Source organism: Streptomyces sp. NPDC056222, from assembly GCF_042264065.1.
GTDB lineage: Bacteria > Actinomycetota > Actinomycetes > Streptomycetales > Streptomycetaceae > Streptomyces.
This window is the reverse complement of sequence record NZ_JBHJTL010000015.1, coordinates 13,486-38,153: the sequence shown is the minus strand read 5'-3', so window position 1 is coordinate 38,153 and position 24,668 is coordinate 13,486. Positions and strand designations below refer to the sequence as shown.

22 protein-coding genes and 1 pseudogene are annotated in these 24,668 nt (G+C 72.2%); 11 read left to right on the top strand and 12 right to left on the bottom strand.

The window, feature by feature from the left end; genetic code table 11:
- Positions 1-199 precede the first annotated feature (199 nt).
- Positions 200-961 (bottom strand): phosphoglyceromutase, encoded by a 762-nt coding sequence (locus ACFC0D_RS10270; RefSeq protein ID WP_376433186.1) that lies wholly within the window; start codon positions 959-961, stop codon positions 200-202.
- Between the two features lie 124 nt (positions 962-1,085).
- Between ACFC0D_RS10270 and ACFC0D_RS10265 the strand changes: the two genes are divergently transcribed.
- A complete protein-coding gene (locus ACFC0D_RS10265; RefSeq protein WP_376433184.1) occupies positions 1,086-2,456 on the top strand; it encodes an MDR family MFS transporter in 1,371 nt (456 codons plus the stop codon).
- On the opposite strand, the gene ACFC0D_RS10260 is transcribed toward ACFC0D_RS10265, so the two are convergent.
- The 3 genes from ACFC0D_RS10260 to mshA all read right to left on the bottom strand — a co-directional run bounded on the left by ACFC0D_RS10260 (position 2,446) and on the right by mshA (position 6,037).
- Positions 2,446-4,074, bottom strand: coding sequence for a glycosyl hydrolase family 28-related protein (locus ACFC0D_RS10260; RefSeq protein WP_376433182.1), 1,629 nt, complete (start codon positions 4,072-4,074; stop codon positions 2,446-2,448). The genes ACFC0D_RS10265 and ACFC0D_RS10260 overlap by 11 nt on opposite strands.
- Positions 4,075-4,206: 132 nt before the next feature.
- Positions 4,207-4,701: a YbjN domain-containing protein gene (locus ACFC0D_RS10255; RefSeq protein ID WP_376433180.1), complete on the bottom strand. Its 495-nt coding sequence runs from the start codon at positions 4,699-4,701 to the stop codon at positions 4,207-4,209.
- Positions 4,694-6,037 (bottom strand): D-inositol-3-phosphate glycosyltransferase, encoded by a 1,344-nt coding sequence (gene mshA, locus ACFC0D_RS10250; RefSeq protein ID WP_376433178.1) that lies wholly within the window; start codon positions 6,035-6,037, stop codon positions 4,694-4,696. The genes ACFC0D_RS10255 and mshA overlap by 8 nt, the downstream gene beginning before the upstream one ends.
- A 380-nt stretch (positions 6,038-6,417) precedes the next feature.
- On the opposite strand from mshA, the gene ACFC0D_RS10245 reads away from it, so the two are divergent.
- The 3 genes from ACFC0D_RS10245 to ACFC0D_RS10235 all read left to right on the top strand — a co-directional run bounded on the left by ACFC0D_RS10245 (position 6,418) and on the right by ACFC0D_RS10235 (position 10,285).
- Positions 6,418-7,137, top strand: a complete 720-nt coding sequence (locus ACFC0D_RS10245) for a class I SAM-dependent methyltransferase (RefSeq protein WP_376433320.1) — start codon at positions 6,418-6,420, stop codon at positions 7,135-7,137.
- A gap of 350 nt (positions 7,138-7,487) precedes the next feature.
- Positions 7,488-8,564, top strand: a complete 1,077-nt coding sequence (locus tag ACFC0D_RS10240) for a C40 family peptidase (protein WP_376433176.1) — start codon at positions 7,488-7,490, stop codon at positions 8,562-8,564.
- Between the two features lie 452 nt (positions 8,565-9,016).
- Complete coding sequence (locus ACFC0D_RS10235) at positions 9,017-10,285, top strand: PP2C family protein-serine/threonine phosphatase (RefSeq protein ID WP_376433174.1); 1,269 nt, start codon at positions 9,017-9,019, stop codon at positions 10,283-10,285.
- A 190-nt stretch (positions 10,286-10,475) separates the two neighbouring features.
- On the opposite strand, the gene ACFC0D_RS10230 is transcribed toward ACFC0D_RS10235, so the two are convergent.
- The 4 genes from ACFC0D_RS10230 to ACFC0D_RS10215 form a co-directional block, all read right to left on the bottom strand.
- Positions 10,476-10,820: a DUF2516 family protein gene (locus ACFC0D_RS10230; RefSeq protein ID WP_376433172.1), complete on the bottom strand. Its 345-nt coding sequence runs from the start codon at positions 10,818-10,820 to the stop codon at positions 10,476-10,478.
- Positions 10,821-10,915: 95 nt separating this feature from the next.
- A complete protein-coding gene (locus tag ACFC0D_RS10225; RefSeq protein ID WP_376433170.1) occupies positions 10,916-11,485 on the bottom strand; it encodes a hypothetical protein in 570 nt (189 codons plus the stop codon).
- Between the two features lie 28 nt (positions 11,486-11,513).
- Positions 11,514-11,936 carry a helix-turn-helix domain-containing protein gene (locus tag ACFC0D_RS10220; RefSeq protein WP_376433168.1) on the bottom strand — a complete coding sequence of 141 codons (423 nt, stop codon included), beginning with the start codon at positions 11,934-11,936 and terminating at the stop codon, positions 11,514-11,516.
- Between the two features lie 231 nt (positions 11,937-12,167).
- A complete protein-coding gene (locus ACFC0D_RS10215; RefSeq protein WP_376433166.1) occupies positions 12,168-12,962 on the bottom strand; it encodes an SDR family NAD(P)-dependent oxidoreductase in 795 nt (264 codons plus the stop codon).
- A 406-nt stretch (positions 12,963-13,368) separates the two neighbouring features.
- Here ACFC0D_RS10215 and ACFC0D_RS10210 point away from each other — a divergent pair, with 406 nt between their 5' ends.
- The 4 genes from ACFC0D_RS10210 (at position 13,369) to ACFC0D_RS10195 (ending at position 17,401) form a co-directional block, all read left to right on the top strand.
- Entirely contained in the window at positions 13,369-14,361 is a 993-nt protein-coding gene (locus ACFC0D_RS10210) for a GlxA family transcriptional regulator (RefSeq protein WP_376433164.1), read from the top strand.
- 187 nt (positions 14,362-14,548) lie between these two features.
- Entirely contained in the window at positions 14,549-15,157 is a 609-nt protein-coding gene (locus tag ACFC0D_RS10205; RefSeq protein WP_376433162.1) for an isochorismatase family protein, read from the top strand.
- A gap of 109 nt (positions 15,158-15,266) precedes the next feature.
- Positions 15,267-15,752: a MarR family winged helix-turn-helix transcriptional regulator gene (locus tag ACFC0D_RS10200; RefSeq protein ID WP_376433160.1), complete on the top strand. Its 486-nt coding sequence runs from the start codon at positions 15,267-15,269 to the stop codon at positions 15,750-15,752.
- A 113-nt stretch (positions 15,753-15,865) separates the two neighbouring features.
- Complete coding sequence (locus tag ACFC0D_RS10195; RefSeq protein WP_376433158.1) at positions 15,866-17,401, top strand: MFS transporter; 1,536 nt, start codon at positions 15,866-15,868, stop codon at positions 17,399-17,401.
- A gap of 55 nt (positions 17,402-17,456) precedes the next feature.
- Here ACFC0D_RS10195 and ACFC0D_RS10190 read toward each other — a convergent pair.
- A pseudogene (locus ACFC0D_RS10190) lies at positions 17,457-18,224 on the bottom strand (DMT family transporter); the annotation flags it as partial.
- A 90-nt stretch (positions 18,225-18,314) separates the two neighbouring features.
- On the opposite strand from ACFC0D_RS10190, the gene ACFC0D_RS10185 reads away from it, so the two are divergent.
- Positions 18,315-19,199, top strand: coding sequence for a LysR family transcriptional regulator (locus tag ACFC0D_RS10185; protein WP_376433156.1), 885 nt, complete (start codon positions 18,315-18,317; stop codon positions 19,197-19,199).
- A 197-nt stretch (positions 19,200-19,396) separates the two neighbouring features.
- On the opposite strand, the gene ACFC0D_RS10180 is transcribed toward ACFC0D_RS10185, so the two are convergent.
- The 3 genes from ACFC0D_RS10180 to ACFC0D_RS10170 all read right to left on the bottom strand — a co-directional run bounded on the left by ACFC0D_RS10180 (position 19,397) and on the right by ACFC0D_RS10170 (position 22,829).
- The gene (locus ACFC0D_RS10180; protein ID WP_376433154.1) at positions 19,397-21,388 is read right to left on the bottom strand and encodes a HelD family protein; all 1,992 of its coding nucleotides are present in this window, start codon (positions 21,386-21,388) and stop codon (positions 19,397-19,399) included.
- A gap of 62 nt (positions 21,389-21,450) precedes the next feature.
- Complete coding sequence (locus ACFC0D_RS10175) at positions 21,451-22,065, bottom strand: TetR/AcrR family transcriptional regulator (RefSeq protein WP_376433152.1); 615 nt, start codon at positions 22,063-22,065, stop codon at positions 21,451-21,453.
- Entirely contained in the window at positions 22,062-22,829 is a 768-nt protein-coding gene (locus ACFC0D_RS10170; protein ID WP_376433150.1) for a TetR/AcrR family transcriptional regulator, read from the bottom strand. Before ACFC0D_RS10170 ends, ACFC0D_RS10175 begins: the two co-directional genes overlap by 4 nt.
- Positions 22,830-22,951: 122 nt before the next feature.
- On the opposite strand from ACFC0D_RS10170, the gene ACFC0D_RS10165 reads away from it, so the two are divergent.
- Both ACFC0D_RS10165 and ACFC0D_RS10160 read left to right on the top strand, forming a co-directional pair.
- Positions 22,952-23,917 carry an ATP-binding cassette domain-containing protein gene (locus ACFC0D_RS10165; protein WP_376433148.1) on the top strand — a complete coding sequence of 322 codons (966 nt, stop codon included), beginning with the start codon at positions 22,952-22,954 and terminating at the stop codon, positions 23,915-23,917.
- Positions 23,910-24,665: an ABC transporter permease gene (locus ACFC0D_RS10160; protein ID WP_376433146.1), complete on the top strand. Its 756-nt coding sequence runs from the start codon at positions 23,910-23,912 to the stop codon at positions 24,663-24,665. Before ACFC0D_RS10165 ends, ACFC0D_RS10160 begins: the two co-directional genes overlap by 8 nt.
- Positions 24,666-24,668: the final 3 nt, after the last annotated feature.

Here is a 24,668-nt window from a genome sequence, read left to right as displayed (position 1 = left end):
TCGGGGCGCACGCCGACGCCGAGGTGTCGGTCGAGCGCTCACTCCGGGACACCGGTGCGGCTCACTCCGGGACACCGGTGCGCGGGCGGCACGTGAGGCAACGGCCGTACCCGACAGCGCCCCACGCTCGGCCCCGGGGCAACGACAAGCCCCCTGCCCGCTGAGAACCAGCGGATAGGGGGCTTTACGTTCGTCGGAGCTACTTCTTCTTGCCCTGGTTCTTCACGGCCTCGATCGCCGCCGCCGCCGCGTCCGGGTCCAGGTACGTGCCGCCCGGCTTCAGGGGCTTGAAGTTCTCGTCGAGCTCGTACGCCAGCGGGATGCCCGTCGGGATGTTCAGGCCCGCGATGGCCTCGTCCGAGATGCCGTCCAGGTGCTTGACCAGCGCGCGCAGGCTGTTGCCGTGGGCCGCGATGAGGACCGTCTTGCCGTCCAGGAGGTCCGGGACGATGCCGTCGTACCAGTACGGCAGCATCCGGTCGACGACGTCCTTCAGGCACTCCGTCTGCGGGCGCAGCTCCGGGGGGATCGTCGCGTAGCGCGGGTCGTCGGACTGCGAGAACTCCGTGCCGTCCTCGAGCGGCGGCGGCGGGGTGTCGTACGAGCGGCGCCAGAGCATGAACTGCTCCTCGCCGAACTCCGCGAGCGTCTGCGCCTTGTCCTTGCCCTGGAGCGCACCGTAGTGGCGCTCGTTCAGACGCCAGGAGCGGTGGACCGGGATCCAGTGGCGGTCGGCGGACTCCAGCGCCAGCTGGGCCGTGCGGATCGCGCGCTTCTGGAGGGAGGTGTGCAGTACGTCGGGCAGCAGGCCGGCGTCCTTCAGCAGCTCACCGCCGCGGACCGCCTCCTTCTCGCCCTTCTCGGTGAGGTTGACGTCCACCCAGCCGGTGAACAGATTCTTCGCGTTCCACTCGCTCTCGCCGTGGCGGAGGAGGATCAGCTTGTACGGTGCGTCGGCCATGCGCCCGAGCCTAATCGACGCCTGACGATTGACGTGCACCGTCAATTCGCTGGCGTCCGGCACATGAGATGCGTAAGTTACGAGGGCCGCTAGAGGGACTTACACACACGGGGGCCGGCCACACATGTCCATCGACTCGCTCAGACGATCAGCTCGCGCGACCGTCTCCGGTCTTCCCGGCGGCTTCTGGTGGCTCTGGCTCTCCACACTGGTCAACCGCACCGGCGCCTTCGTCCTCACCTTCCTGTCGCTGTACCTGACCCAGGAGCTGGGGCACTCGGCCTGGTTCGCCGGCCTCGTCATCGCCCTCCACGGTCTCGGCGGTGTCGCCGGTTCCCCGCTCGGCGGGACGCTCGCCGACAAGTGGGGCCGGCGTCCGACCATGGTCACCATGCACCTGGTGACGGCCTCCTGCGCCGCCGCCCTCTCCCTGGTCACCACCGCCTGGGGCGTCGCCGCCGTCGTGCTGCTGATGGGCGTCTCGATGCAGGCCGTGCGCCCCTCCATCCAGGCCACCATCGCCGACATGGTCCCCGAGCACGACCGCCGCCGAGCCTTCGCCCTCAACTACTGGGCCCTCAACCTCGGCTTCGCCGTCGCCGCCTTCGGCGGTGGCGCCGCGATCTTCCTCGGCTACCGCACTCTCTTCCTCGTCGAGGCCGTGGCCACCATCCTCTGCGCCCTGATCGTCTTCCTGCGGCTGCCCGAGACCCGCCCCGAAGCCCGCCGCGACCCCGCCGGCGAGGTCGTGGAGAAGGACCGCGTCAGTGTCCTCGACGTCCTCCGCGACGCACCCTTCCGGACCCTCGTCCTCCTCAACCTCCTCGTCTGCCTCGTCTTCACCGCCCCCTGGGTCGGGCTGCCCCTCACGGTGGCGGAAGCCGGCCTGAACCCCGGCGCGTACGGCCTGGTCATCGCCACCAACGGCGTCGTGATCGTCGGCTTCCAGCTGCTGGTCAACAAGGTCACCGACAAGCGCTCGCCGGCGATGCTGCTCACCGTCTCCTCGCTGCTCTTCGCGCTCGGCACTGGGGCGACCGCGCTGGCCGGCACCCCGCTGGTGTTCGCCGCCACCGTGGTCGTGTGGACCATCGGCGAGATGGTCCACGTCCCCACCAACGCCGCCGCCACCGCCAAGCTCGCCCCCGAGCACGCGCGGGGCCGCTACCAGGGCGTCATGGGCATGTCCTGGGCCCTGTCCGGCTTCCTCGCCCCGATCCTCGCGGGCTGGGTCGTGGACGGCCCGGGCACCGACACCCTGTGGGTGGCCTGCGGCGTGATCGGCTGCATCGCCGCCATCGGCTACGCCACGCGGCTCCGCAAGGCCCTGGACGAGGAGCCCGCACCCGCCCCGGTGAAGGCCGAGCCGCCGACGAGGACCGACGCGCCCCTCGCCCTCACCAAGACCGACGCGCCCGCCGCCCTCAACAAGGCCGACGGGTCCGAGTCCCTCGCCCTCGCGGAGAAGACCGACAGCGGCGCCCTCAACGCCTGAGCATCCGCTGCGCCTCGTACAGGTTCCGGGGGCGGACCACCCCCGGAGCCCCGTACGCCTCCACGCGCCCGTGGAGCTCGCCCGCGAAGTCCGGTACGTCGATCTGGTCGAACTCGCGCACTTCGCTGATACCGACCGTCGCGCTGTACGGGGCGATCGTGTCGATCTTGACGAGGCCCGCCCGGCCGTTCGTCACGGTCACGTTCCAGTGGGTGAAGCGGGCGCCGTACAGCGGCCCGGCCGAGGCGTCCCCGCCGTGCCGGCCGTTGTTCTCGACCGTGATCTCCGTCCGTACGTTGGCGAACGGCATCCCCCGGTGGGTGTCGAAGGTGCCCATCTCCATCACCCCGCGCGACCAGACGTTGTAGCTGGACAGCCCCTCCACGTTGATGCCGTGGAGCTGGGTGCCCGCCGGGGCGGGGACCGTACGGGCCGCGATACGGAAGTCCTCGACCAGGTTGTCGTGCGCCCCTTCCCGGCAGAAGTACGGGTGGTGGGAGCCCCGCCCCTCGACCCGGGTGCGCCGCAGGGTGCAGGCGGAGGCGGCGACCAGTCCGAAGCCGTTGTCGACATGGCGTACGACGACGTCCTCGGCCCAGCAGTCGTACGCGCACTGGAAGGTGACGCCGTTGTAGCCCTTGTCGAGGAGGTGCGGGGACTGCGGGGTCTCGACCGCTTCCAGGGTCAGCCCCTCGACGCCCGCGTCGGTGAGCGGCTCGGCGAGGGTCGTCAGCCGCGGGTCCCACTCCGGGCGGACGTCGAGCGGGAGGGGGCGTTCCAGCGTCACCTTCCGGCCCTGTACGGACGTCACCCGGACCGGCCACTCGTACGGCACGTACGAGGTCAGCTTGGTCTTGTCGTCCCAGTGGTACGCCTCAGGGCCCGCGCCCCCGCCCGCCATGTGCTCCAGGAGCGTGTGGCCGGCGTCGTCGGCGAGGCGGAGCAGAACCAGCTGTCCCCGCCGGAGGGCTGACGGATCGTCGACGGTCACGGACCAGTCGCCGCGCCGGGCGGGGCGGACGGTGGTCAGGGTCCGCCACTCGTCGCGCCCGTTGCCGGTCCAGCCCTCGAAGGGCCAGGCCCGGGCGCGGATCGCGGCGACCAGGGAGGCGTGCCGGGCGTGCGGGGCGAGCCAGATGAGGCCGCCGGCCCAGGACCAGGAGGACTTGTCGCCGCCGTAGCGCGAGCCGTAGGGACCGACGAGTTCGGTGAGGTGCTTCGTCGCGAGGAGTTTCGTACGGGCGGATCCGGCGCCGCGCAGCACCACACCGCTGTGGGCCACGCGGATGAAGTCGTCGATGCGGTACGTACCGGGCGGGACGAGCACCGTGCCACCGCCGCGCTCCCCCGCCTCGGCAAGGGCCCGGTTGATGGCGGCCGCGGAATCGGTGGAGCCGTCGGGGGTGGCGCCGTAGGAGAGGACGTCGGCGACGACCGGCGGCCGGGTGGCACCGCGGCGGGCGCCGGCGCGGCCGACGTAGGGGATCTGGGGGTGGGTGTACGGGGAGCGCGCGTACTCCTCCCAGAGGGGGGAGGTTCCCGCCGGCCGGAAGCCGGTCGTGGCGGCCACTCCCACCGCCACCGCACCGCCCACGAACTGCCTTCTGCTGATTCCCATGAGCCCGCCTTTCATGGATGTGAACGACATTCAGATGTGCGACGGCGGCGAGCATGGCACGGCCAGGGCAGGGTGCGGAAGGGGTCGTGCGCCTACGGGCGTGTACCTAGGGGCGCACCGGCGGAACAGCCGTCAGTTCGAGGGCTTCTGGGTTAGATTCGTGAACGCGTCGAGGTTGCGGGTCGACTCGCCGCGCGAGACCCGCCACTCGTACTCGCGCCGGATCGCGCTCGCGAAGCCCAGCTCCAGAAGGGTGTTGAAGGAGCCGTCCGCCGCTTCGAGGACGGAGCCGAGGAGCCGGTCCAGCTCCTCCGGCGTGACGGCGGCGAGCGGGAGCTTGCCGGCCAGGTAGATGTCGCCGAGGCCGTCGACCGCGTAACTCACGCCGTACAGCTTGAGATTGCGCTCCAGGAGCCAGCGGTGGACGCCCGCCTCGTTCTCGTCGGGGTGACGGATGACGAAGGCGTTCAGCGAGAGGGAGTGGCGGCCGACACGCAGCGAGAGCGTCGTGAACAACTTGCGCGTGCCGGGGAGCTTCACCACGTACGAGCCCGGCTCGGGTGACTCCCACTCCAGTTCGGCGTCCTTGAAGGTGTCCTCGATGACCCGCCGCACGTCCTCAGCCATGGTGCGAGCGTACGCGACGGCGATGATCGTGCATCGCCGCCGTGTACACGTCCGCCGTGCCGGAGGCCGCCGTGTCCCAGCCGAAGGACTCCGCGTGCCGGGCCGCCGCCGCGCCCATCCGGGCGGACAGTGCCGGATCGGCCACGAACCGCCCGAGCGCCCGGGCGTAGTCGGCCGGGTCGTGACCCGGGACGAGGAAGCCGGTGACGCCGTCCCGTACCGCCACCGGAAGCCCGCCGACCGCGGCCGCGACGACCGGAGTGCCGGCCGCCTGCGCCTCTATGGCGACGAGCCCGAAGGACTCGCTGTACGAGGGCATGACCAGCACCGACGCCGCCCGGAACCAGTCCGCGAGGCGGTCCTGGCCGACCGGCGGGTGGAAGCGGACGACGTCCGCGATGCCCAGACGCGCGGCGAGCTTCTGCAGCCCCTCCGGCTTGGCGAGACCGCTGCCGCTCGGCCCGCCGACAACCGGCACGAGCATCCGCGAACGCAGCGACGGGTCCTCCTCCAGGAGCCGGGCCGCGGCCCGCAGCAGGATGTCGGGCGCCTTCAGCGGCTGGATACGGCCCGCGAAGACGGGGATGAAGGCGTCGGCGGGCAGCCCGAGGCGGGCCCGCGCGGCCGCCCGGCCGTCGGCCGGGCGGAAGTGGTCGAGGTTGACCCCCGGGTGGACGACCGCGACCTTCCCCGGCTCCGCCTCGTAGAAGCGGACGAGCTCGTCGGCCTCCTCGGCGGTGTTGGCGATCAGCCGGTCGGCGGCGCGGACGATCTGGGTCTCGCCGATCACCCGGGCCGCGGGCTCGGGGGTGTCGCCCGCAGCGAGCGCCGCGTTCTTGACCTTGGCCATGGTGTGCATCGCGTGCACGAGCGGGACGCCCCACCGCTCGGCGGCGAGCCAACCGACGTGGCCGGAGAGCCAGTAGTGGGAGTGGACCAGGTCGTAATGGCCGGGTCGATGCCCCGCCCACGCCTGCATCACACCGTGCGTGAAGGCGCAGAGCTGGGCCGGCAGCTCCTCCTTGGCCAGCCCCTCGTACGGACCGGCGTCCACGTGCCGGACCAGGACGCCCGGCGCGAGCTCGACGACCGGGGCGAGACCGCCGGTCGTGGCCCGGGTGAAGATCTCGACCTCGATGTTGATCGCAGCCAGCCGCTTGGCCAGCTCCACGATGTAGACGTTCATGCCGCCGGCGTCGCCGGTGCCCGGCTGGTGGAGGGGCGAGGTGTGGACGCTGAGCATGGCCACCCGGCGCGGGGTCCGGGGGCGTCCGGGGAGCCGGAGCCGGGGCGGCGTCGCCAGGGAGCCGGCGAGCCGGGACACGTACTGGCTCACGTCGACGGTCCTTCCGCTGAGTGGGGGCGTAGCGGGCACTGCGGGGGATTGCGGGACTGCGGGGTACTACGGGGACTGCGGGGACTACGGGGACTGCGAGGTACTACGGGCACTGCGAGGCACTGCGGGCACGGCGAAACGGACGGCGCACAGCGCCCTCCAAGCGGCACAACACCGGAATGGCACCATCCATTTCCGTTTTGCCAATTCATTGCCGTGACGGCACGGCGTGGCGCACCGCTTACGCTCGTTCCATGCCCCCGCGCACGACCCGCCCCCAGAGCTCCGCCTGGGGACACCCCCATGTCGCTTCGCCCGCCCCGACCCGTCCCGTCGGTACGGCGACCCGCGGGACCACCAACCCCAACCGGCTGCGCCGCATGGACCGCTGGATCGCCGCCGTCCACGGACCCGCCCTGCGCCGGTCCGCCGAGCCGCCCGTCGCCGTCGACCTGGGCTACGGGGCCGCCCCCTGGACCGCCGTCGAGCTGCTCACCCGCCTGCGCACCGCCGACCCGCGCACCGAGGTCGTCGGGATCGAGATCGAGCCGGCCAGGGTCGCCGCCGCCGAGCCGTACGAGCGCGAGGGCCTCACCTTCGTGCACGGCGGCTTCGAGGTCCCGGTGCCGGGCGACGTCGCGCTGATCCGGGCCGCGAACGTGCTGCGCCAGTACGACGAGGGCGAGGTCGCCGCGGTGTGGGCACGGCTGTGCGCCCGGCTCGCCCCCGGGGGGCTGCTGGTGGAGGGGACCTGCGACGAGATCGGGCGGCGCCATGTGTGGGTGGCGCTCGACCGGAGCGGGCCGCTGACGGTGACCTTCGCGACCCGGCTCGGCTCGCTGGAGCGGCCCTCCGACCTCGCGGAGCGGCTGCCGAAAGCGCTCATCCACCGCAATGTGCCGGGCGAGCCGGTCCACGCTTTCCTCCAGGACTTCGACCGGGCATGGGCTGCGGCCGCTCCGTACGCCTCGCTCGGCGCGCGGCAGCGCTGGATCCGGGCCGTACGCGATCTGGCGGCGGACTGGCCGCTGACGGACGGACATCGGCGCTGGCGGCAGGGCGAGGCGACCGTGCGCTGGGAGGCGCTGGCGCCTCGCTGAGGGACCGCCTTCGCACTGCACCCCGGGACCACCCGCCCATCGCGGCCCGGGACGGCCCGCGCATCACAGCCCCGGACCGCCCGGCGCGTGCCGAGGACCGTCCCCGCGCACCACCCCAGGGACCGCCCCCGCCCCCCCCGGACCACCCGCACACCAACTGCCGGTGAATTCACGGAACGTCGGGAACGCAACTCCCACATCACTCGTCCCCTGTGGGGGACAGTGACCCGACAGGGACCGGTATCCCCTGTTGCTTTCACGTTTCGCATGGCACCATCGCCAAGGTCACTGCGAAGTTACTGACGGTAAATCAGATCCGGGACTCATCAGGGCCGTCCGAGGGGGAGCTTGTGAACCGACGCCGCTGCGCCACCGCCGCGATCACCGTGGTCTGCGCCCTGACGGTGCTGGCCTCACCCGCGCTGACCCTTCAGGCCTCCGCCGCCCCGCGACCGCCCGCGGCACCCTCGGCGCCGCTGCCACCCGCGCCGCCGAAGAAGACCCTCGAAGAGGTACGCAAGGAGATCGACGGCCTGTACCGGCAGGCCGCCGCCGCCACCGACGCGTACAACCTCGCCGAGGAGAAGGCCAAGGAGCAGTCCGCCGAGATCGTGGAACTGGCCAAGATGATCGTGGCCGGCCGCGAGAAGATCGACGCGCTCAAGGCGCAGGCGGGCGCGGCGGCCCGCGCCCAGTACCGCAACGGCGGGCTGCCTGAGGGCGCCCAGTTCGTCCTCACCGACGATCCGCAGCTCTTCCTCGACAACGCGGGCCGGCTCCAGCAGGGACAGAAGGCCACCAAGGACCTGCTCGCCGAAATGACCAGGACACAGGCCCAGTTGGACGTCTACGCCAAGGAGGCGGGCATCAACTGGACCAAGCTCGAGGCCAACCGCGTCAAGCAGGCCGAGGCGAAGAAGGACATCGACGAGAAGATCGCCGCGGCCAAGAAGCTGGAGTCCGAGCTGGCGGCCGAGGAGCGGGCGCGGCTGCTGCGGCTCGAGGAGCAGGAGCAGTACAAGGCGCAGACCGCCTGGTTGAGCACCGGCGTCCTCAAGGGCCTGAGCGCCAAGGCGACTCCGCAGGGCAAGCAGGCGGTGGAGTACGCGACGGCGCAGATCGGCAAGCCGTACGTCTGGGGTGCGGAGGGCCCGGGGTCGTTCGACTGCTCGGGGCTGACCCAGAGGGCCTGGGTGGTGGCCGGCCGGTCCATCCCGCGCACCTCGCAGGAGCAGTGGCGGTTGCTGCCGCGCGTGGACATCAAGGACATGCGGCCCGGCGACCTGATCGTCTACTACAAGGACGCGAGCCACATCGGGATGTACGTCGGCAACGGCGCGATCGTGCACGCGCCGAGGCCGGGGCGGAACGTGACGCTCGCGGGGGCGGGCTCGATGGAGATCCTGGGAGTCGTCCGCCCGGAGTGAGCTGTTCCGGAGGGGATCCGCCGCCCGGAGCGAGACGTTCCCGAGCGGATCCGCCACCCGGAGCGAGACGTTCCCGAGGAAGTCCCCCGCCCGGAGTGAGCCGATCCGGAGGAAGTCCCCCGCCCGGAGTGAGCCGATCCGGAGGAAGTCCCCCGCCCGTTGTGAGACGTTCCGGAGCGAGACCACCCGTAATGCGGTGTTCCGAAGCGGGACCGCCCGGAGTGAGACGTTCCGCACCCTCGACGGGCGCGGTCCCAACCTCCCCGGGCGTGATGTTCATCATGGCCTCGAAGGCAACAACCTCCCCATGCGCGGCATATGCCAAGGGCTTGTCGGTCCTCGTGGCGTGATCGCCATTCCGCTGCCCGCCGGGGTACCGCTATGGTCCCGGTCAGGCGGGACGTCGTTCGTCGACCTGCCGCCCTCGGGGGGAGGGAAGGATTCAAAGACCGATGCCCGTACCCGTACCGCGCCAGAGAAACGACTCTGCTGCGGCAGGCGCTGTCACCGCCGCCGCGGCCGCCCCGGCCGCCACGGCCGCGACCGGCACCGATCTCACCCTCCTGGTCGTCGAGGACGACCCGGCGGGTGCCCTTGCCGTACCCGAACTGCTCGATGCCGACGGGACCCGCGTCCGTATCCGCACCGCCCGCAACCTCACCGAGGCCGAGCGGCTGCTCACCGACGACGTGCACTGCGTCCTGGTCGACCTGGCCCTGCCCGGTCCCCGCGCGGCCGGTGACGACCCCCTGGCGCCCCTGCGGCACGTCCTGCGGCTCGCGCCGCGCCACGCCGTCCTGGCCCTCGCGGCCTCGGCCGACGCGGCGCTGGCGGCGGAGGCCGTACGTGTCGGGGCCCAGGACCACCTCTTCCGCGAGGAGCTCGACGGCCGGCTGCTGAGCCGGGCGATCCGGTACGCGGTCGAGCGCAAGCGGGCCGACGCGGTGCAGGTGAAGCTGACCGAGTCGCGCCTGCGGGCCCAGGAGAACGCACGCCTTGAGCGCGGGCTGCTCCCCACGCCTCTCCTGGAGGGCTCCGAGCTGCGCTTCGCGGCCCGCTACCGGCCCGGCCGCTCGCGCGCCCTGCTCGGCGGGGACTTCTACGACACCGTCCGGACCCCCGACGGCACGGTCCACGCCATGATCGGCGACGTCTGCGGGCACGGCCCGGACGAGGCCGCGCTCGGAGTGGAGCTGCGTATCGCGTGGCGGGCGCTGACCTTCGCCGGCCTGTGCGGGGACGAGCTGCTCTCGACGATGCAGCAGGTCCTGGAGCACGAGCGGGAGAGCGAGGAGATCTTCGCGACGCTCTGCACGGTCGACATCGCCCCGGACGGGCGCCGCGCGGGCCTGTGCCTGGCCGGACACCCCTCCCCGCTGATCGCCCGGCAGGGCAAGGCGGCACGGCTGCTGCCGTACGAGGACGGCGGCCCGGCCCTCGGACTGCTGCCGCGCGCCCGCTGGCCGCGGCGGCAGGTGGAGCTGGGCGGGGCGTGGAGCCTGCTGATGTACACGGACGGCCTGATCGAGGGCCGCTCGGCGGGCCCGGGTTCGCCGCGGCTCGGCCAGGACGGGATGGTCGAGATGATCAACCGGCAGCTGGCGGAGGGCCTGCGGGGCGAGGAGCTCCTGGAGGCGGCGATGACCGAGGTGCGCGCGCTGAACGGCGGGGAGCTGACGGACGACGTCGCGGTCCTGGCACTGGAGAGGGCCCGGGGATGACCCCCGGGCCCTGGGGTCCGCTCGCGCGTCCTCCAGCTCTACCGGCCTGTGCCGCCACGGGCCGGCCTACGGCTCCACCGGGCCGGTGTCTCCACCAGCCTGCGGCTCCACCCGGCCCGTGTCTCCACCGGCCTGCGGCTCCACCGGGCCCGTGTCTCCACCGGCCCGTGGCTCCTACCGGCCTGCGTCCCTACCGGCCACCGTTGTAGGGCCCGTACGGCCCGTCGCTGCTGGAGCCGCCGCGCCGACCGCCTCCACCTCCGCCGGAGATCTGCTTGATCGCGGGCCGGACGTCGACCATGAAGACGATGGCGGCGATGAGGCCTGCGATCTGCAGGAAGAGCATGCCCAGAACCAGGTTCAGGACGAGGTTGATGCTGAGGATGATCAGCCAGAACTTCTTGGTCTGCTTGTCGGCCGCGCGATACGCGTCCTCGCGTGCCATGGCGGCGAAGACGAACGAGACGAGGGCGAAGCCGAGGAAGACCAGGTCGGTCACCAGTGAGAGACCGAGGTCGAATCCGTCGCGCAACATGTCTAACCGCCTAGTCGGTGAAGTGAGCGCCTCGCGGCCAAGGTACCCGGTACAACGCACCGGGCACCCTGATTGGTGCCCCGCCCCGCCCCGCCTTACTTCTCGGCGGCGACGGTCTTCTTGGCGACCGGCTTGCGGGCGGTGGTCTTGCGGGTGGGCTTGGGCGCCTCGGCCTTGGCCGCCGGCTCCTCCGCCTTGGTCTCGGCCTCGGCCGCCGGCTTGGCCTCCGGCTCGGGCTCGACGACGACGGCGATCTCGGTGATCTCCTCGGCCATCTCACCGCGCCACGCCTTCACGGCCTCCTCGCCGTGCGCGGCGACCTCCTCGTACTTCTCGCGCGCCTTGACCGCGTACTCGGCGGCGACGCCGACGCCCCGAAGGGCCAGGTCCTGGGCGGTCTCGCCGAGCTTCTTCAGGTCGGTGTCGAGGCTGCCGACGACCTCGGCCAGCTTCGACTGCACGGTGGCCTGGGCCTCCTTGGCACGGTCGGCCACCTTGTCCTGCACGGCCTTGGGGTCGGTCTTGCGCACGGCGTCGATCCGCGCGGGCGCCTCGGCGGCGATCTGCTCGATCAGCCCCGGGACCTTCTTGGCCTGCTGGACGGCGAGGTCGGCGGTGCCGGCGGCGAAGTAGAGGGGGGTACGCAGTTCTTCGATGATGGCCATGGGTGTGGTCCTCCCGGATGTGTACGTACTAGCTCACGGTTCGTTCGGCATCGGGAGCGGCGTCGTCACCGTCGACGGTCTCGGCGGCGCTCTCAGCAGCGTTCTCGGCGGCGTTCTCCTTGCGGAAGGAGTCGTAGATCTGGAGCAGTACCTGCTTCTGCCGCTCGTTGATCGAGGGATCCGCGAGGATGACGGCGCGCGTCTCCAGCTCGTCCCTTTCCTTCTCGTCGAGAATCCCGGCCCGCACGTAGAGAGTCTCGGCGGAGATCCGCAGCGCCTTGGCGACCTGCTGGAGCACCTCGGCACTGGGCTTGCGCAGTCCCCGCTCGATCTGACTCAGATACGGATTGGACACCCCGGCGGCCTCCGCGAGCTGCCGCAACGAGAGCTGCGCGGTGCGCCGCTGCTCGCGGAGGTACTCGCCAAGATTGCCGACGTTGAGTGATGCCATGCCCCGACGATGCCATCGCCTGCTAACTATTGCAAGCACCTGCTTGCAAGAGTGTCGCGCCTCACCGATGCCACGGACACAGCCGTCCCAGGAGCCCCGGGGTGCGTTTCGACGTACGGGTCGACGCGTTCCGGCGCGAGGCGGACGGCGCGAGGCGGACGGCGCGAGGCGGACGGGGAGCCCCGCCGTCCCGATCCACCGCTCACGGGCTTTCGGCCGCAGATGGGCCGCCTACGGAAGGATGGAGTCCACGTACCCGCCGTCCACCCGCAACGCACCACCGGTGGTGGCGGAAGCCTGGTCGGAGGCGAGGTAGACCACCATGTTGGCGATCTCCTCGGGTTCGATCAGACGCTGGATCAGCGACTGCGGGCGGTACTCGCGCATGAACGCGCGCTGCGCCGCGTCCCACGGCAGTTCGCGGTCGACCAGCTCGTACACGAACTCCTCCACACCGCCGGTGTGGGTGGGCCCGGCGATCACCGAGTTGACCGTGACCCCGGTGCCGGCCGCCTGCTTGGCGAAGCCGCGCGTGACGGACAGCAGCGCCGTCTTGGACATGCCGTAGTGGATCATCTCGGCCGGGACGACCACCGCCGAGTCGCTGGCGATGTTCTGGATCCGGCCCCACCCGCGCTCGCTCATACCGGGCAGGTACTGGCGGATCAGCCGCACCGCGGCCAGCACGTTCACCTCGAAATAGCGGCGCCATTCGTCGTCGCTGATCTCCAGCGGGTCGGCGCTGCCGAAGATGCCGAGGCTGTTCACCAGGATGTCCACCTGGGGCAACGCCTCGGCCGCCTGGCGCGCGCCCTCCTCGGTGGTGATGTCGGCGACGACCGCGACGGGCTCCGCGCTGGGCGCGTCACGACGGATGTCGGCGACGGTCCTCTCCACCCGTTCCTCCGTCCGGCCGTTGACTCCGACCCGCGCCCCGGCCCGGGCCAGGCCGGTGGCGATGGCGGCGCCGATGCCCTGGGTGGAGCCGGTGACCAGCGCGGTACGTCCTGTCAGATCGATGCGCATGAGCGGACCTGTCCTTACAGCTCTCGTGCGGGTGTGCAGGGGCGTGATCAGTTCCCCTACCCGGTCCGTGCCCGGTGCAACGGGAGTTCCTCCTCCCGCCCTTCGGACGGCCCCGGAAAACGGGCACCTTCGGAAGCCGCCACCGCCCGTCGCGGCTCCGCCCGGACCGCGGATTCCACCCCCGCCACCCTTTCCGCCGCCTCCGCCGCCCACGCCTCCGGCCGGCTGACGGTCCTTCGCGGAGACATGGGCCCACTCGGCTACGCCTGCTCCTCCTCGAAGCTCTGCCGCCACGACGGGCGACGGCGACGGCGACAGCGACGGCGACAGCCACGGCCAAGCCGATGACCGGATGTGACAGAGAGCCGTCATTGCGGTCATCGGGCGGCCTCGCCACGATGGACGCATGTCCCCCGCTTCCCCCGCGCACCGTGTCGTCATCGCGGTCTTCCCCGACGTCGACCTGCTCGACGTCACCGGCCCGGCCGAGGTCTTCGCCCTGGCCAACCGGGAGACCGGCGGCCGGGCGGGTTACGCGGTCCGGCTGGCGGGTCCCGGCGCCGAACCGGTCGTCACCTCGGCCGGGGTGCGCCTGGTGCCGGACCTGTCGTTCGCCGAGGTGGGGGCCGCGGTGGACACGCTGCTGGTGCCCGGCGCGGTGGACCTGGGCCCGGACGGTCCGGTGGCCCGGGTCGACGACACCGTCGTGGAGTGGGTGAAGGCCACCGCTCCGCACGCGCGGCGCATCGCCTCGGTGTGCGTGGGCGCGCATCTGCTCGCGGCCGCCGGGCTGCTCGACGGGCGGCGGGCGACCACGCACTGGTCGACCGCGGCGCAACTCGCCGCCGAGCACCCGCGGGTGAGGGTCGACGCCGACCCGATCTTCGTCCGCTCCGGCCGGGTGTGGACCGGGGCGGGCATCAGCACCTGCATGGACCTGGCGCTCGCCCTGGTCGCCGAGGACCACGGCGAGGAGTTGGCGCTGGCCGTGGCCCGACAGCTGGTGATGTACCTCAGGCGGCAGGGCGGCCAGAGCCAGTTCAGCGTGCCGCTGAGCCGGCCGGTGGCGGCCCGCAGGGACATCGACGAGCTGCGCGTGTTCATCACGGAGCACCTCGACGGCGATCTGTCGGCGCCCGCGCTGGCCGAGCGCATGTGCCTGAGCGAGCGTCACTTCGCCCGCGTCTTCCGCCAGGAGACGGGCACCAGCCCCGCCTCCTACGTGGAAGCGGCCCGGGTCGAGGCGGCCCGGCGCCTGCTGGAGACCACCGACCAGCAGCTGGAACAGATCGCGTCGGCGGTCGGGATGGGCTCGGTGGAGACGCTGCATCGCGCGTTCCGCAAGCAGATCAGCACCACCCCGGCCGCCTACCGCCGCCGCTTCCGCACCACTGCCTGACCTGCACCGCCGCCGCTTCCGCACCACTTCCCGACCCGCACCGCTTGCTGACCGCACCACTTCCCGACCTGCACAGCAGCCGCTTCCGCGCCGCTGACCCATACCTCTCACACCCCGGCGAGCCGCCGCGACCGCGGCCTCGCCATGCCTCCACGCCTGATTCGCTCCCGAAAGGAACCTCTCCTCCATGAACGCCTCCGCGACCCTCCGCAGCGTGATCGGCCTCGACAGCACGCTGCCCCGCCTCGGCGACACCACCCTGATCATGATCGACTTCCAGAACACCTACCGCTCCGGCGTCATGGCCCTCGAAGGCGCCGAGCCCGCCCTGGCCGCAGGGGCCCGCCTGCTCGCCGCCGCCCGTTCGGCGGGCACGCCCGTGGTCCACGTCGTCAACGACGGCGGCGAGGGCACCCCGTACGACATCCGTGCCGAGATCGGCGCGATCAGCCCCGAGGTGGCGCCGGCCGAGGGCGAGGCCGTCGTCGTCAAGCAGGTCCCCAACGCCTTCCACGCCACCGACCTGGAGAAGACGCTGCGTGACCTGGGCGCCGGACCCGATCTGGTCCTCGCCGGGTTCATGACCCACATGTGCGTCACCTTCACCGCCCAGGGCTCCTTCAACCTCGGCTACCGGCCCACCGTCGTCGCCGAGGCGACCGCCACCCGCGCCCTGCCCGCGCCCGACGGCGGCACGGTGCCCGCCGCCACGCTCCAGACGAGCAGCCTGACCACGATCGCCGACCTCTTCGGCCTCGTGGCGCCCACCGTCGAACACCTCACGGGCGCCGTGTGACGCGGAGCGCAGCGGCGAGCACGTCCACGGGGCGTGCACCCGCCTCGACGCGAGGGTCGTCCCCTTTCCGATAATCCGCTACGGATCGACCTTCGCTACCCTGGCGGACATGACCGCCATGGCGCCCACCCGCACCGAGCCCGACCTCTCCTTCCTCCTTGACCACACCAGCCACGTCCTGCGTACGCAGATGAGCGCGGAGCTCGGGGAGATCGGGCTCACCCCCCGGATGCACTGCGTCCTCGTCCACGCCCTCGAGGAGGAGCGGACACAGGCGCAGCTCGCCGAGATCGGGGACATGGACAAGACCACGATGGTGGTGACCGTCGACGCGCTGGAGAAGGCCGGGCTGGCTGAGCGCAGGCCGTCCAGCACCGACCGGCGGGCACGGATCATCGCGGTGACCGAGGAGGGGGCGAAGGTCGCCGCGAAGAGCCAGAAGATCGTCGACGGGGTACACGAGAGCGCCCTGACCTCCCTGCCCGACGACGAGCGCGAGGTGCTGTTGCGGGCACTGAACCGCCTGGTCACAGGGCATTTGGCGACGCCCACGGAGAGCTCCAGGCCGGCCCGTCGGGCACGCCAGAAGGGATAGCGGACACCAGCCCGAACGGCGACCGCCCGACTCTCGATCCGTAGAAGATAGTCTGCAACAAAACTATCTGCTACGGTCTCTCCTGTTGGCTCCCAACGACAGGAGAGACCGTCATGCCTGCCACCTCCACCCCCGCGGCGACAGCCGTCCGCTCGCGCTCCCGCTGGCTCGCCCTCGGCGTCCTGGCCACGGGGATGCTGATGACGATCCTCGACGGCAGCATCGTCACCGTCGCCATGCCGGCCATCCAGAGCGACCTCGGCTTCACCCCGGTCGGACTCAGCTGGGTCGTCAACGCCTACCTCATCGCCTTCGGCTCGCTGCTCCTGCTCGCCGGCCGCCTCGGCGACCTGATCGGCCGCAAGCGGATGTTCCTCGCGGGTACGGGAGTGTTCACCGCCGCCTCACTCCTCGCCGGCGTCGCCACCTCCCCCGGCGTCCTGATCGCGGCCCGTTTCCTCCAGGGCGTCGGCAGCGCGATGGCCTCCGCCGTCAGCCTCGGCATCCTCGTCACGCTCTTCACCGCACCGCGCGAACGAGCCAAGGCCATCGCCGTGTTCAGCTTCACCGGGGCGGCGGGAGCCTCGATCGGCCAGGTCCTCGGCGGCATCCTCACCGAGGCGCTCGCCTGGAACTGGATCTTCTTCATCAACCTCCCCATCGGCATCGCGACGCTTCTCGTCGCCCTCCCCGCGCTGCCGGGCGACCGCGGCCCCGGCCTGAAGGCCGGAGGCGGCGCGGACGTCCTCGGCGCGCTGCTCGTCACCACCGGCCTGATGCTCGGGATCTACGCGGTCGTCAAGATCGAGGAGTACGGCGCCGCTTCGGCCCACACCCTCGGCCTGGGTGCCCTCTCCCTCGCCCTCCTCGGCGGCTTCCTCGTCCGCCAGGCCAGGACCGCGAACCCCCTGATGCCCCTGCGGATCTTCCGCTCACGCAGCGTCTCGGGCGCCAACCTCGTCCAGATGCTGATGGTCGCCGCGCTCTTCTCCTTCCAGATCCTCGTCGCGCTCTACATGCAGAAGGTCCTCGGTTACGGCGCGGCCAAGACCGGTCTCGCGATGCTGCCGGCCGCGGCCGTCATCGGCGCGGTGTCCCTCGGCGTCTCCGCCCGGCTGATCGCCCGCTTCGGCGAGCGCACCATCCTGCTCACCGGCCTCACCCTCCTCGTCGGCGTCCTCGGACTCCTGACCCGGGTGCCCGTGAACGCCTCGTACGTCACCGACCTGCTGCCCGTGATGCTGCTGGCCGCCGGCTTCGGCCTCGCGTTCCCCGCCCTCACCTCGCTCGGCATGTCCGGCGCGAAGGAGGAGGACGCGGGCCTCGCCTCAGGCCTGTTCAACACCACCCAGCAGATCGGCATGGCGCTCGGCATCGCGGTGCTCTCCACCCTGGCCGCCTCCCGCACCGAGTCCCTCACCGCGGCGGGCCGCCCCTCAGCCGAGGCCCTGACCAGCGGCTACCACCTGGCCTTCGGGGTCGGTGCCGCCCTCGTCCTCGCCGCCTTCGCGGTCGCGCTCACCGTCCTGCGGCAGCCGAACCGGGGAGAGACGAAGAGCCGGGAGACACGGGACCAGCAGCCGGAGACGCAGGAGCCGGAGACGCGGAAGCCGGAGACGCGGGAGCGGGTCGCAGACCCCGCCGCGTGAGGCCAACCCCCGCCAGCACGACCGCCATCCCGGCCACCACCCGTACCGTCAGCGGTTCGTCGAGCACGAGGGCCCCGAGCATCACCGACACCACCGGCAGCAGATAGCCGACGGTCGCGGCGCTCGTCGGGCCCTCGTCCGCGATCATCCGGTAGTTGAGGTGGAAGGTGAGACCGGTGGCGAAGATCCCCAGGACGACGACCGCGAGCAGCCCCGTCCACGTCAACCGGGCCTCGCCGCCGGAGGCCAGGGCGGGCACGCTCAGGGCCGTCGCCGTCAGCAGCTGCGCGGCGGAGAGCGCCAGCGGCGCGGTGCCCCGGTCGGTGAGCCTGCGGGCCATGTACGCGAAGGCCACCGCGTAACTCGCCGAGGCCGCGAGCAGGGCGAGCGCGCCGAGGCTCATCAGACCGCCGTCGCCGCTCCACGGGGCGAAGATCAGCAGGACGCCGCCGAAGCCGAGGACCAGACCGCAGACCCGCGCCGCGGACAGCGGACGCTCCGTGCCGAGAGCCAGGCCGATGAGCAGGGACCACAGCGGGGTGGTGGCGTTGAGGACGCCCGCGGTACCGCTGTCCACGGTCTGCTCGCCCACGCCGAACAGGAAGAACGGCAGGGCGTTGCAGAAGAAGGCCGCGACGACGAGCCGCCCCCAGGTCACCCGGTCCCGGGGCAGCCGCTGCCGCGCCGCGTACGCGAGGGCGAGGAGCACGCCCGCGCCGAGCAGACACCGTACGAAGGTGATCCACCCCGGGGTGAGGCCGTGGTCGAGGGCCAGTTTGATCCACAGGAAGCCGGAGCCCCAGAGCAGGGCCAGGACTGCCATCCGTATCGCCGATGTCATGGCCTCCACGGTCCTCGCCACGACTCGACAGGACAAGCGAAGAATCATGCATCCAGCGTTAAGCTGTGCTACATGCTGGATGTGAGACGTATGCAGGTGCTGCGGGCGGTGGTGTCCAGCGGTTCCGTCACCGCCGCCGCGGCGAACCTCGGCTACACCCCCTCCGCCGTGAGCCAGCAGATCGCGGTCCTGGAGAAGGAGGCAGGCATCGCCCTGCTCGAACGCTTCGGCCGGGGCGTCCGCCCGACGGCGGCGGGGCGGCTGCTCACCGAGCACGCGGCCGTGATCGGCCGGCAGGTCGCGGAGGCGGAGACGGCCCTCGCCGATCTGCGGGCGGGCCGCACGGGGCAGATCGTGGTGCGCTACTTCGCCACGGCGGGCGCCGATCTCGTCGCCCCCGCCCTGGCCCGGTTCCGGGACGAACACCCGGGCGTGCGGGTCGACCTGCGGCTGGTGGGCGAGTCCGCGACGGGAGAGGAGGAGCAGGCGGACCTCACCCTCGTCGTACGGCCCCGGGGTACGGCCGGCGAGGGGGTCGGGCTCGTCCATCTGCTCGACGACCCCTACCGCGTCGTGCTGCCCAAGGGCCATCCGCTCGCCGACCGCCGGACCGTCGACCTGGCGGAGCTCGCCGACGAGCCCTGGGTCGGCAGCGAGCGGCCGGGCCCGTGCCTCGACGCCGTCCTGGCGGCGTGCGCGGCGGCCGGGTTCACCCCGGACATCGCGGTGGAGTGCGAGGAGTACGCCACCGCGCAGGGCTTCGTCGCGGCCGGTCTCGGCATCAGCCTGGTGCCCCTGCTGGGCCTCGGCAGCCGCCATCCGCAGGTGGTCGTCCGCCGGGTGCGCGGCCCGGAACCGGTCCGCTCGATCCACGCGGCGGTACGGGAGTCCTCCCTGGCTCTGCCCGCGGTACGCGATCTCCTGGCAGCACTCCGGAGCGACCGACCGGGTCGGTGACGGTGCTCCAAAGCGTCTGACCGTGCTCCGTAGTGCCCGATCGGCCCAGTGACCGTGCTCCGTAGCGCCCGATCGGGCCGATGACGGCACTCCCAGAACGCCTCACCGGCCCAATGACCCGATGACGGGCCTCCGGAGCGACCGATCGTCCCGATGACGGCCCTTCAGGAGACGCGACCGCCCGCGGTCACCGCGCCTCAGAGGGCCTGAGCCCCCGCCAGGCAGGCGGGCAGCGGCTCGCTGTGGACGATGTCCAGCCGGGAGACGGCCCGGGTGAGCACGACGTAGAGCCGGTGCAGGCCCCGCTCCTCGGCCGCGACGATCGCGGCGGGCTCGGCGACGACGACGTGGTCGTACTCGAGCCCCTTCGCCGTCGTCGCCGGCAGCACGGTCAGCCGCGGGCCCCCGGCCCCCTCCAGCACCCCCTCCAACGCCCGCGCCAGCGGCCCGACCTGGTCCTCCGCCGCGATCACGCCCACCGAGCCCTCCTTCGCCAGTGCCGCGCGGACCGCGCCGGCGACGCCCGCGGCCACGTCCGCGACCCGGGCGACCGTCACCTCCCCGTCCGCGCGCAGCGACCGCCCGGCCGGCACGTCCGTCCCCAGCTCCGGCAGCAGCCGGTTGGCGAGCTCGACGATCGCGGCCGGGACCCGGTAGCCGGTGGTCAGCGGCACGATCTCGGCCTCCGGCTTGCCCAGATGGGCCAGTTGCTCGCGCCAGTCGCGCGCCGCCCACGGGGTGGTCCCCTGAGCCAGGTCGCCGAGCACGGTCAGCGAACCGAAGACGGCGCGGCGGGCGACCGCCCGGCACTGCATGGGGGACAGGTCCTGGGCCTCGTCGACGACGACATGGCCGTAGCCCTCGGGGCGGGCGATCAGCCCGGCCACTTCGTCGAGCAGGACGAGGTCGGCGGCGCTCCACTTCGCCGAGCGTGGGGAGCGGGGCGGTTTCGTCCAGCGGATCGCGTCCCGTTCGGGCTCGGACAGCGCCTCGTCGCGCGGATCGGTCAGGACCTCGGTGAGCACCTCCTGGGGTGTCGTCCTCGGCCAGCAGGCGTCCACGAACGCCGAGACCGGCCGCGCCCGTTCGATCCTCCTCACCCAGGCATTGCCCAGGGGCCCGGCGCGCCGTTCCGCCGCGAGCTGGAGGACGCGCACGACCCGGGCGCGGACGCGTTCGCGGCCGGTGGCGTAGGGCGGGGCCTCCTCCCGTACCGCCGTGACGATCGCCGCGAGCCTCTCCGGCCCGATACGCAGCCGGAGCGGGCCGTCGGCGAGGGTCAGCTCCCCCTCGGGGACGGCCACGCGCGCGTACAGGGCCCGGCGCAGTACCCCGGCCATGCGCAGGTCGTGCTTGACCCGCGCCGCCGTCCCGCCGTCCGTCGCGCGCACTTCGTGGAGGGCGATCTCCTCGTCGACGGTCGACTGCCGGATCCCGGTCTCGCCGAGGGCGGGCAGCACCTCGGAGATGTAGGAGAGGAACGTGCGGTTGGGGCCGAGGACGAGGAGGCCGGAGCGGCGGACGCGCTGCGGGTGGGTGTAGAGGAGGTACGCGGCCCGGTGCAGGCCGACGGCGGTCTTGCCGGTGCCGGGCGCGCCCTGCACGCACACGGAGGCGGTGGGCTCGGACCGTACGAGATCGTCCTGTTCGGGCTGGATGGTGGCGGCGATGTCCCGCATCGGACCGACGCGGGGCCGCTCGATCTCCCCGGACACCAGGGGGCTGAGTCCCGGATCCTCGCCGGCGGTGAGGTACTCGTCCTCCAGGCCGGTCAGATCGGCCGAGTCGCCCAGGCTGTACGGGGCCCAGCCGAACCGGCGCCTCCGGACCAGGCCCTGTGGGTCGCGGGAGCCGGCCTGGTAGTAGGCGCGGGAGACGGGGGCGCGCCAGTCGACGACGAGCGGCGGGGCGGCCGGGTGCTCGGCGATCCGGCGGCGGCCGATGTGGTGGGTCTGGCCGTCCTCGCGGTCGAGGCGGCCGAAGAAGAGGGGGCCGGGCGGCTGCTCGCCGAACTCCTTGGCCTGGGTGCGCAGGTGGTAGCCGAGCGCCTCGGCGTCGGCGCCGGAGGCGGCGGCGTTCTCGCCGATGACGACCTGTTCGGCCACGTCCTCGGCCATCCGGGCCAGGGCTGCGTGGCAGGCGTCGTGGTGGGTCCGCTCCTGGAGGAGTTCATGGTCGAGAGACGTCATGCGCCCAGCCTAGGCGAATAACGTTACCGAGTTAAATTTCTTATCGAGTCACAGATGCTGGGTCACCCGTACGCGAGACCGTCCCGCAGCGCGCGGAAGGCCCCTTCGGCAGCCGCCACCGCATCCGGATGCACGGCGTCCGCGCTCTCCCCCGCCGCGATCCGGCGCACGTTGTCCTCCGCCAGGATCCGCAGGACGGCCACGATCTGACCGGCCGCGAGCCGCGCCTCCAGGCCGGGCCCACCGCCGTCGAGCGCTTCCGCGAGGGCCGCCTCCGACCGGCTCTGGTACGCGTGGAGCCGCGCGACCAGCGCCGGAGTGCCGTACAGCAGGCGCTGGAAGGCGAGGACGGCCGGGTGGTCGCAGAGCCCGGTCACCGGCTCGTGCCGATCCAGACCGGCGAGGACGTGCGCCCGCAGGGCGTCGAGCGGCGCGACCCCCTCTCCACGCCCGGTGACCACCCGGGCCGCCTCGTCCTCGTGGTCCGCGAACCGGTAGAGCGCGAGGTCCTCCTTGCTCGGGAAGTACCGGAAGAGCGTCGGCTTGGAGACCTCGGCCGTGGCCGCCACCTCGGCGACCGAGACGGCGTCGAACCCCTTCTCCAGGAAGAGGGTGATGGCGGCCTCCGAGATGGCCTGCCGGGTCCGCTCCTTCTTCCGCTCCCGAAGCCCGGTCACTTCCCGCCCTCCCGCTCCACCAGCAGCGCGACCCCGTCGAGGATCCGCTCCAGACCGAAGCGGAACTCGTAGTCCGGCTCGTCCGGCTCGTCCATCACGCCCGAGTCGAGCATCCGCGCCACCGCCGGATAGCGGGCCGGATCGGCGAGGCGCCGCAGGGTGTGGCCGTAACGGGCGAGCACCTCCTCGGGACCCTGCCCGCTCGCGCTGATGACGGCGGCGAGGTCGGCCATCATCAGCGCCTCGTTGCGCACGAATCCGCCGACCAGCATGATCACCGAGATCTTGGCGCCCTCGTCGAGGCCGGTGTCCTCCAGGGCCTCCATCGCCCGTTCCCACCAGGCGACCGTGTTCGGCGTGGCGGGCGGGCCGGAGAGCGGGACGCGGAGCATCCAGAGGTTGCGGTGGTAGACCTCGCGGATCGCCCAGGACCAGCGCTCGATCCCCTCACGCCATCCGGTGCCTGCCGGAAGGGGCGCGGGCGGGGCACCCGTGGCCACGTCCTGCATCAGGACGTACAGCTCGCTCTTGGCGCCGACGTACCGGTAGAGGGACATGGTCGAGACGCCGAGCTCCTTGGCGATCCGCCCCATGGAGACCGCGTCGAGCCCTTCCGCCGCGGCGATGCCGGTGGCCGTCGTCACGATCCGGTCGAGGGTGAGCCCGGGCTTGGGGCCCTTGGAGGGGCGCTCACGCAGCCCCCAGGCGGCCTCGATGCTCGCGGGCAGGAAGCCCCCGCCGCCCTCAGCCTTGTCGTCCGCCACCACAGCCGCCCTTCATCCGCTTGACGACCATCCTAGTAATGCGTAACCCTTACACAGTAACGCGTAGGGCATACGCAGTACTGATCGGGGCCTGCGCCCCACCGATCCCAGGGGGAACCGTCATGCCATCCGCCATCGAAGCCACCGGCCTGCGCAAGGCCTACGGAGACCTCACGGTCCTCGACTCCCTCGACCTCGACGTCGAACAGGGCACCGTCTTCGCCCTGCTCGGCCCCAACGGCGCCGGGAAGACCACCACCGTGCGCATCCTCGCCACCCTCACCGCACCCGACGCCGGGCACGCGCGCGTGGCGGGGCACGACATCGTCACCGGACGCTCCCGGGTCCGCCGCGCCATCAGCCTCACCGGCCAGTTCGCCGCTGTCGACGAGACACAGACCGGTGCCGAGAACCTGCGCATGATGGCCCGCCTCTCGGGCCTCTCCCGCGCGGCCGCCGACCGGCGCGCCGCCGAGCTCCTGGAGCGCTTCGGCCTCACCGCCGCCGGCGGGCGCCTCGCCCGGACGTACTCGGGAGGCATGCGGCGCCGCCTCGACCTCGCGGCCGGGCTCGTCCGCGACTCCGAGGACACCGCGGTGATCTTCCTCGACGAACCGACCACCGGCCTCGACCCACGCAGCCGCAAGGAGCTCTGGCAGGTGGTCCGGGAGCTCTCCTACAGCGGGACCACCGTCTTCCTCACCACCCAGTACCTGGAGGAGGCCGACCGGCTCGCCGACCGCATCGCCGTCATGGACTCCGGCCGGATCGTCGCCGAGGGCAGCGCCGACGCACTCAAGTCACGCGTCGCCGGCCACCGCCTCGACCTCGTCCTGCGCGACCACGACACCTACCTCCGGCTCGCGGACCTGGCGAGCCGCCACTCCCCCGACGCGCCCGCCCCGAGCCACCACTCCCCCGACACCCTCACCCTGGGCCTGCCGACCGACGGCAGCGCCGCCCAGGTACGGGCCCTCCTCGACGCGCTCGACCCGGACCGCACGGACATCGTCCGCTTCTCGCTCCACACCGCGACCCTCGACGACGTCTTCCTCGCCCTGACCGACAAGGAGCCCGCCCATGTCTGACGTCCTCACGGTGACCGGCACCCTGACCGGCCGGGGCATCCGCATCAGCCGCCGCAACGTCGACGCCGTCATCACCTCGATGATGCTGCCGATCATGCTGATGCTGATCTTCGTCTACTTCTTCGGCGGAGCCATCGACACCGGAACCCAGTACGTGACGTACGTCGTGCCCGGCGTCCTCATCCTCTGCTCCGGCTTCGGTTCCGCCGGCACCGCCGTGGCCGTCAGCGAGGACATGAAGGGCGGCATCATCGATCGGTTCCGCTCGCTCGACATCGGCGGTACTCCGATCCTCGCCGGCCATGTCGGCGCCAGCGTGGCCCGCAACCTCATCGCCACCGCGCTCGTCCTCGGCGCCGCCTTCGTCATCGGCTTCCGCCCCTCGGCCACACCACTCGGCTGGCTCGCCGCGATCGGCCTGCTCGTCGCCTTCATCACGGCGATCTCCTGGCTGTCCGCGGCCGTCGGGCTGCTCACCCGCACCCCCGAGGCGGCGGGCGGAGTCACCTTCTTCATGATGTTCCTGCCCTATCCGAGCAGCGCGTTCGTCCCGATCGAGACCATGCCCGGCTGGCTGCACGGCTTCGCCGAACACCAGCCGGTGACCCCGGTCATCGAGTCGCTGCGCGGACTCCTCCTCGACCAGCCGGTCGGCAACACCCCGTGGATCGCGCTCGGTTGGTGCGCCGCCCTGCTCGCCTTCGCGGTCGCCGCGTCCGGAGCGCTCTTCCGCCGCCGGACGGCATGACCA

What these genes read in the sequence shown, in the direction of transcription:
- ACFC0D_RS10210 (WP_376433164.1), top strand. Translation starts at nt 13,369, where the DNA reads ATGTCCCCCGCTTCCCCCGCGCACCGTGTCGTCATCGCGGTCTTCCCC.
- ACFC0D_RS10205 (WP_376433162.1), top strand. Translation starts at nt 14,549, where the DNA reads ATGAACGCCTCCGCGACCCTCCGCAGCGTGATCGGCCTCGACAGCACG.
- ACFC0D_RS10220 (WP_376433168.1), bottom strand. Translation starts at nt 11,936, where the DNA reads ATGGCATCACTCAACGTCGGCAATCTTGGCGAGTACCTCCGCGAGCAG.
- ACFC0D_RS10230 (WP_376433172.1), bottom strand. Translation starts at nt 10,820, where the DNA reads ATGTTGCGCGACGGATTCGACCTCGGTCTCTCACTGGTGACCGACCTG.
- ACFC0D_RS10245 (WP_376433320.1), top strand. Translation starts at nt 6,418, where the DNA reads ATGGACCGCTGGATCGCCGCCGTCCACGGACCCGCCCTGCGCCGGTCC.
- ACFC0D_RS10260 (WP_376433182.1), bottom strand. Translation starts at nt 4,074, where the DNA reads ATGGGAATCAGCAGAAGGCAGTTCGTGGGCGGTGCGGTGGCGGTGGGA.
- ACFC0D_RS10270 (WP_376433186.1), bottom strand. Translation starts at nt 961, where the DNA reads ATGGCCGACGCACCGTACAAGCTGATCCTCCTCCGCCACGGCGAGAGC.
- ACFC0D_RS10180 (WP_376433154.1), bottom strand. Translation starts at nt 21,388, where the DNA reads ATGACGTCTCTCGACCATGAACTCCTCCAGGAGCGGACCCACCACGAC.
- ACFC0D_RS10225 (WP_376433170.1), bottom strand. Translation starts at nt 11,485, where the DNA reads ATGGCCATCATCGAAGAACTGCGTACCCCCCTCTACTTCGCCGCCGGC.
- ACFC0D_RS10160 (WP_376433146.1), top strand. Translation starts at nt 23,910, where the DNA reads ATGTCTGACGTCCTCACGGTGACCGGCACCCTGACCGGCCGGGGCATC.
- ACFC0D_RS10165 (WP_376433148.1), top strand. Translation starts at nt 22,952, where the DNA reads ATGCCATCCGCCATCGAAGCCACCGGCCTGCGCAAGGCCTACGGAGAC.
- ACFC0D_RS10195 (WP_376433158.1), top strand. Translation starts at nt 15,866, where the DNA reads ATGCCTGCCACCTCCACCCCCGCGGCGACAGCCGTCCGCTCGCGCTCC.
- ACFC0D_RS10255 (WP_376433180.1), bottom strand. Translation starts at nt 4,701, where the DNA reads ATGGCTGAGGACGTGCGGCGGGTCATCGAGGACACCTTCAAGGACGCC.
- ACFC0D_RS10215 (WP_376433166.1), bottom strand. Translation starts at nt 12,962, where the DNA reads ATGCGCATCGATCTGACAGGACGTACCGCGCTGGTCACCGGCTCCACC.
- ACFC0D_RS10185 (WP_376433156.1), top strand. Translation starts at nt 18,315, where the DNA reads ATGCTGGATGTGAGACGTATGCAGGTGCTGCGGGCGGTGGTGTCCAGC.
- ACFC0D_RS10265 (WP_376433184.1), top strand. Translation starts at nt 1,086, where the DNA reads ATGTCCATCGACTCGCTCAGACGATCAGCTCGCGCGACCGTCTCCGGT.
- ACFC0D_RS10235 (WP_376433174.1), top strand. Translation starts at nt 9,017, where the DNA reads ATGCCCGTACCCGTACCGCGCCAGAGAAACGACTCTGCTGCGGCAGGC.
- ACFC0D_RS10200 (WP_376433160.1), top strand. Translation starts at nt 15,267, where the DNA reads ATGACCGCCATGGCGCCCACCCGCACCGAGCCCGACCTCTCCTTCCTC.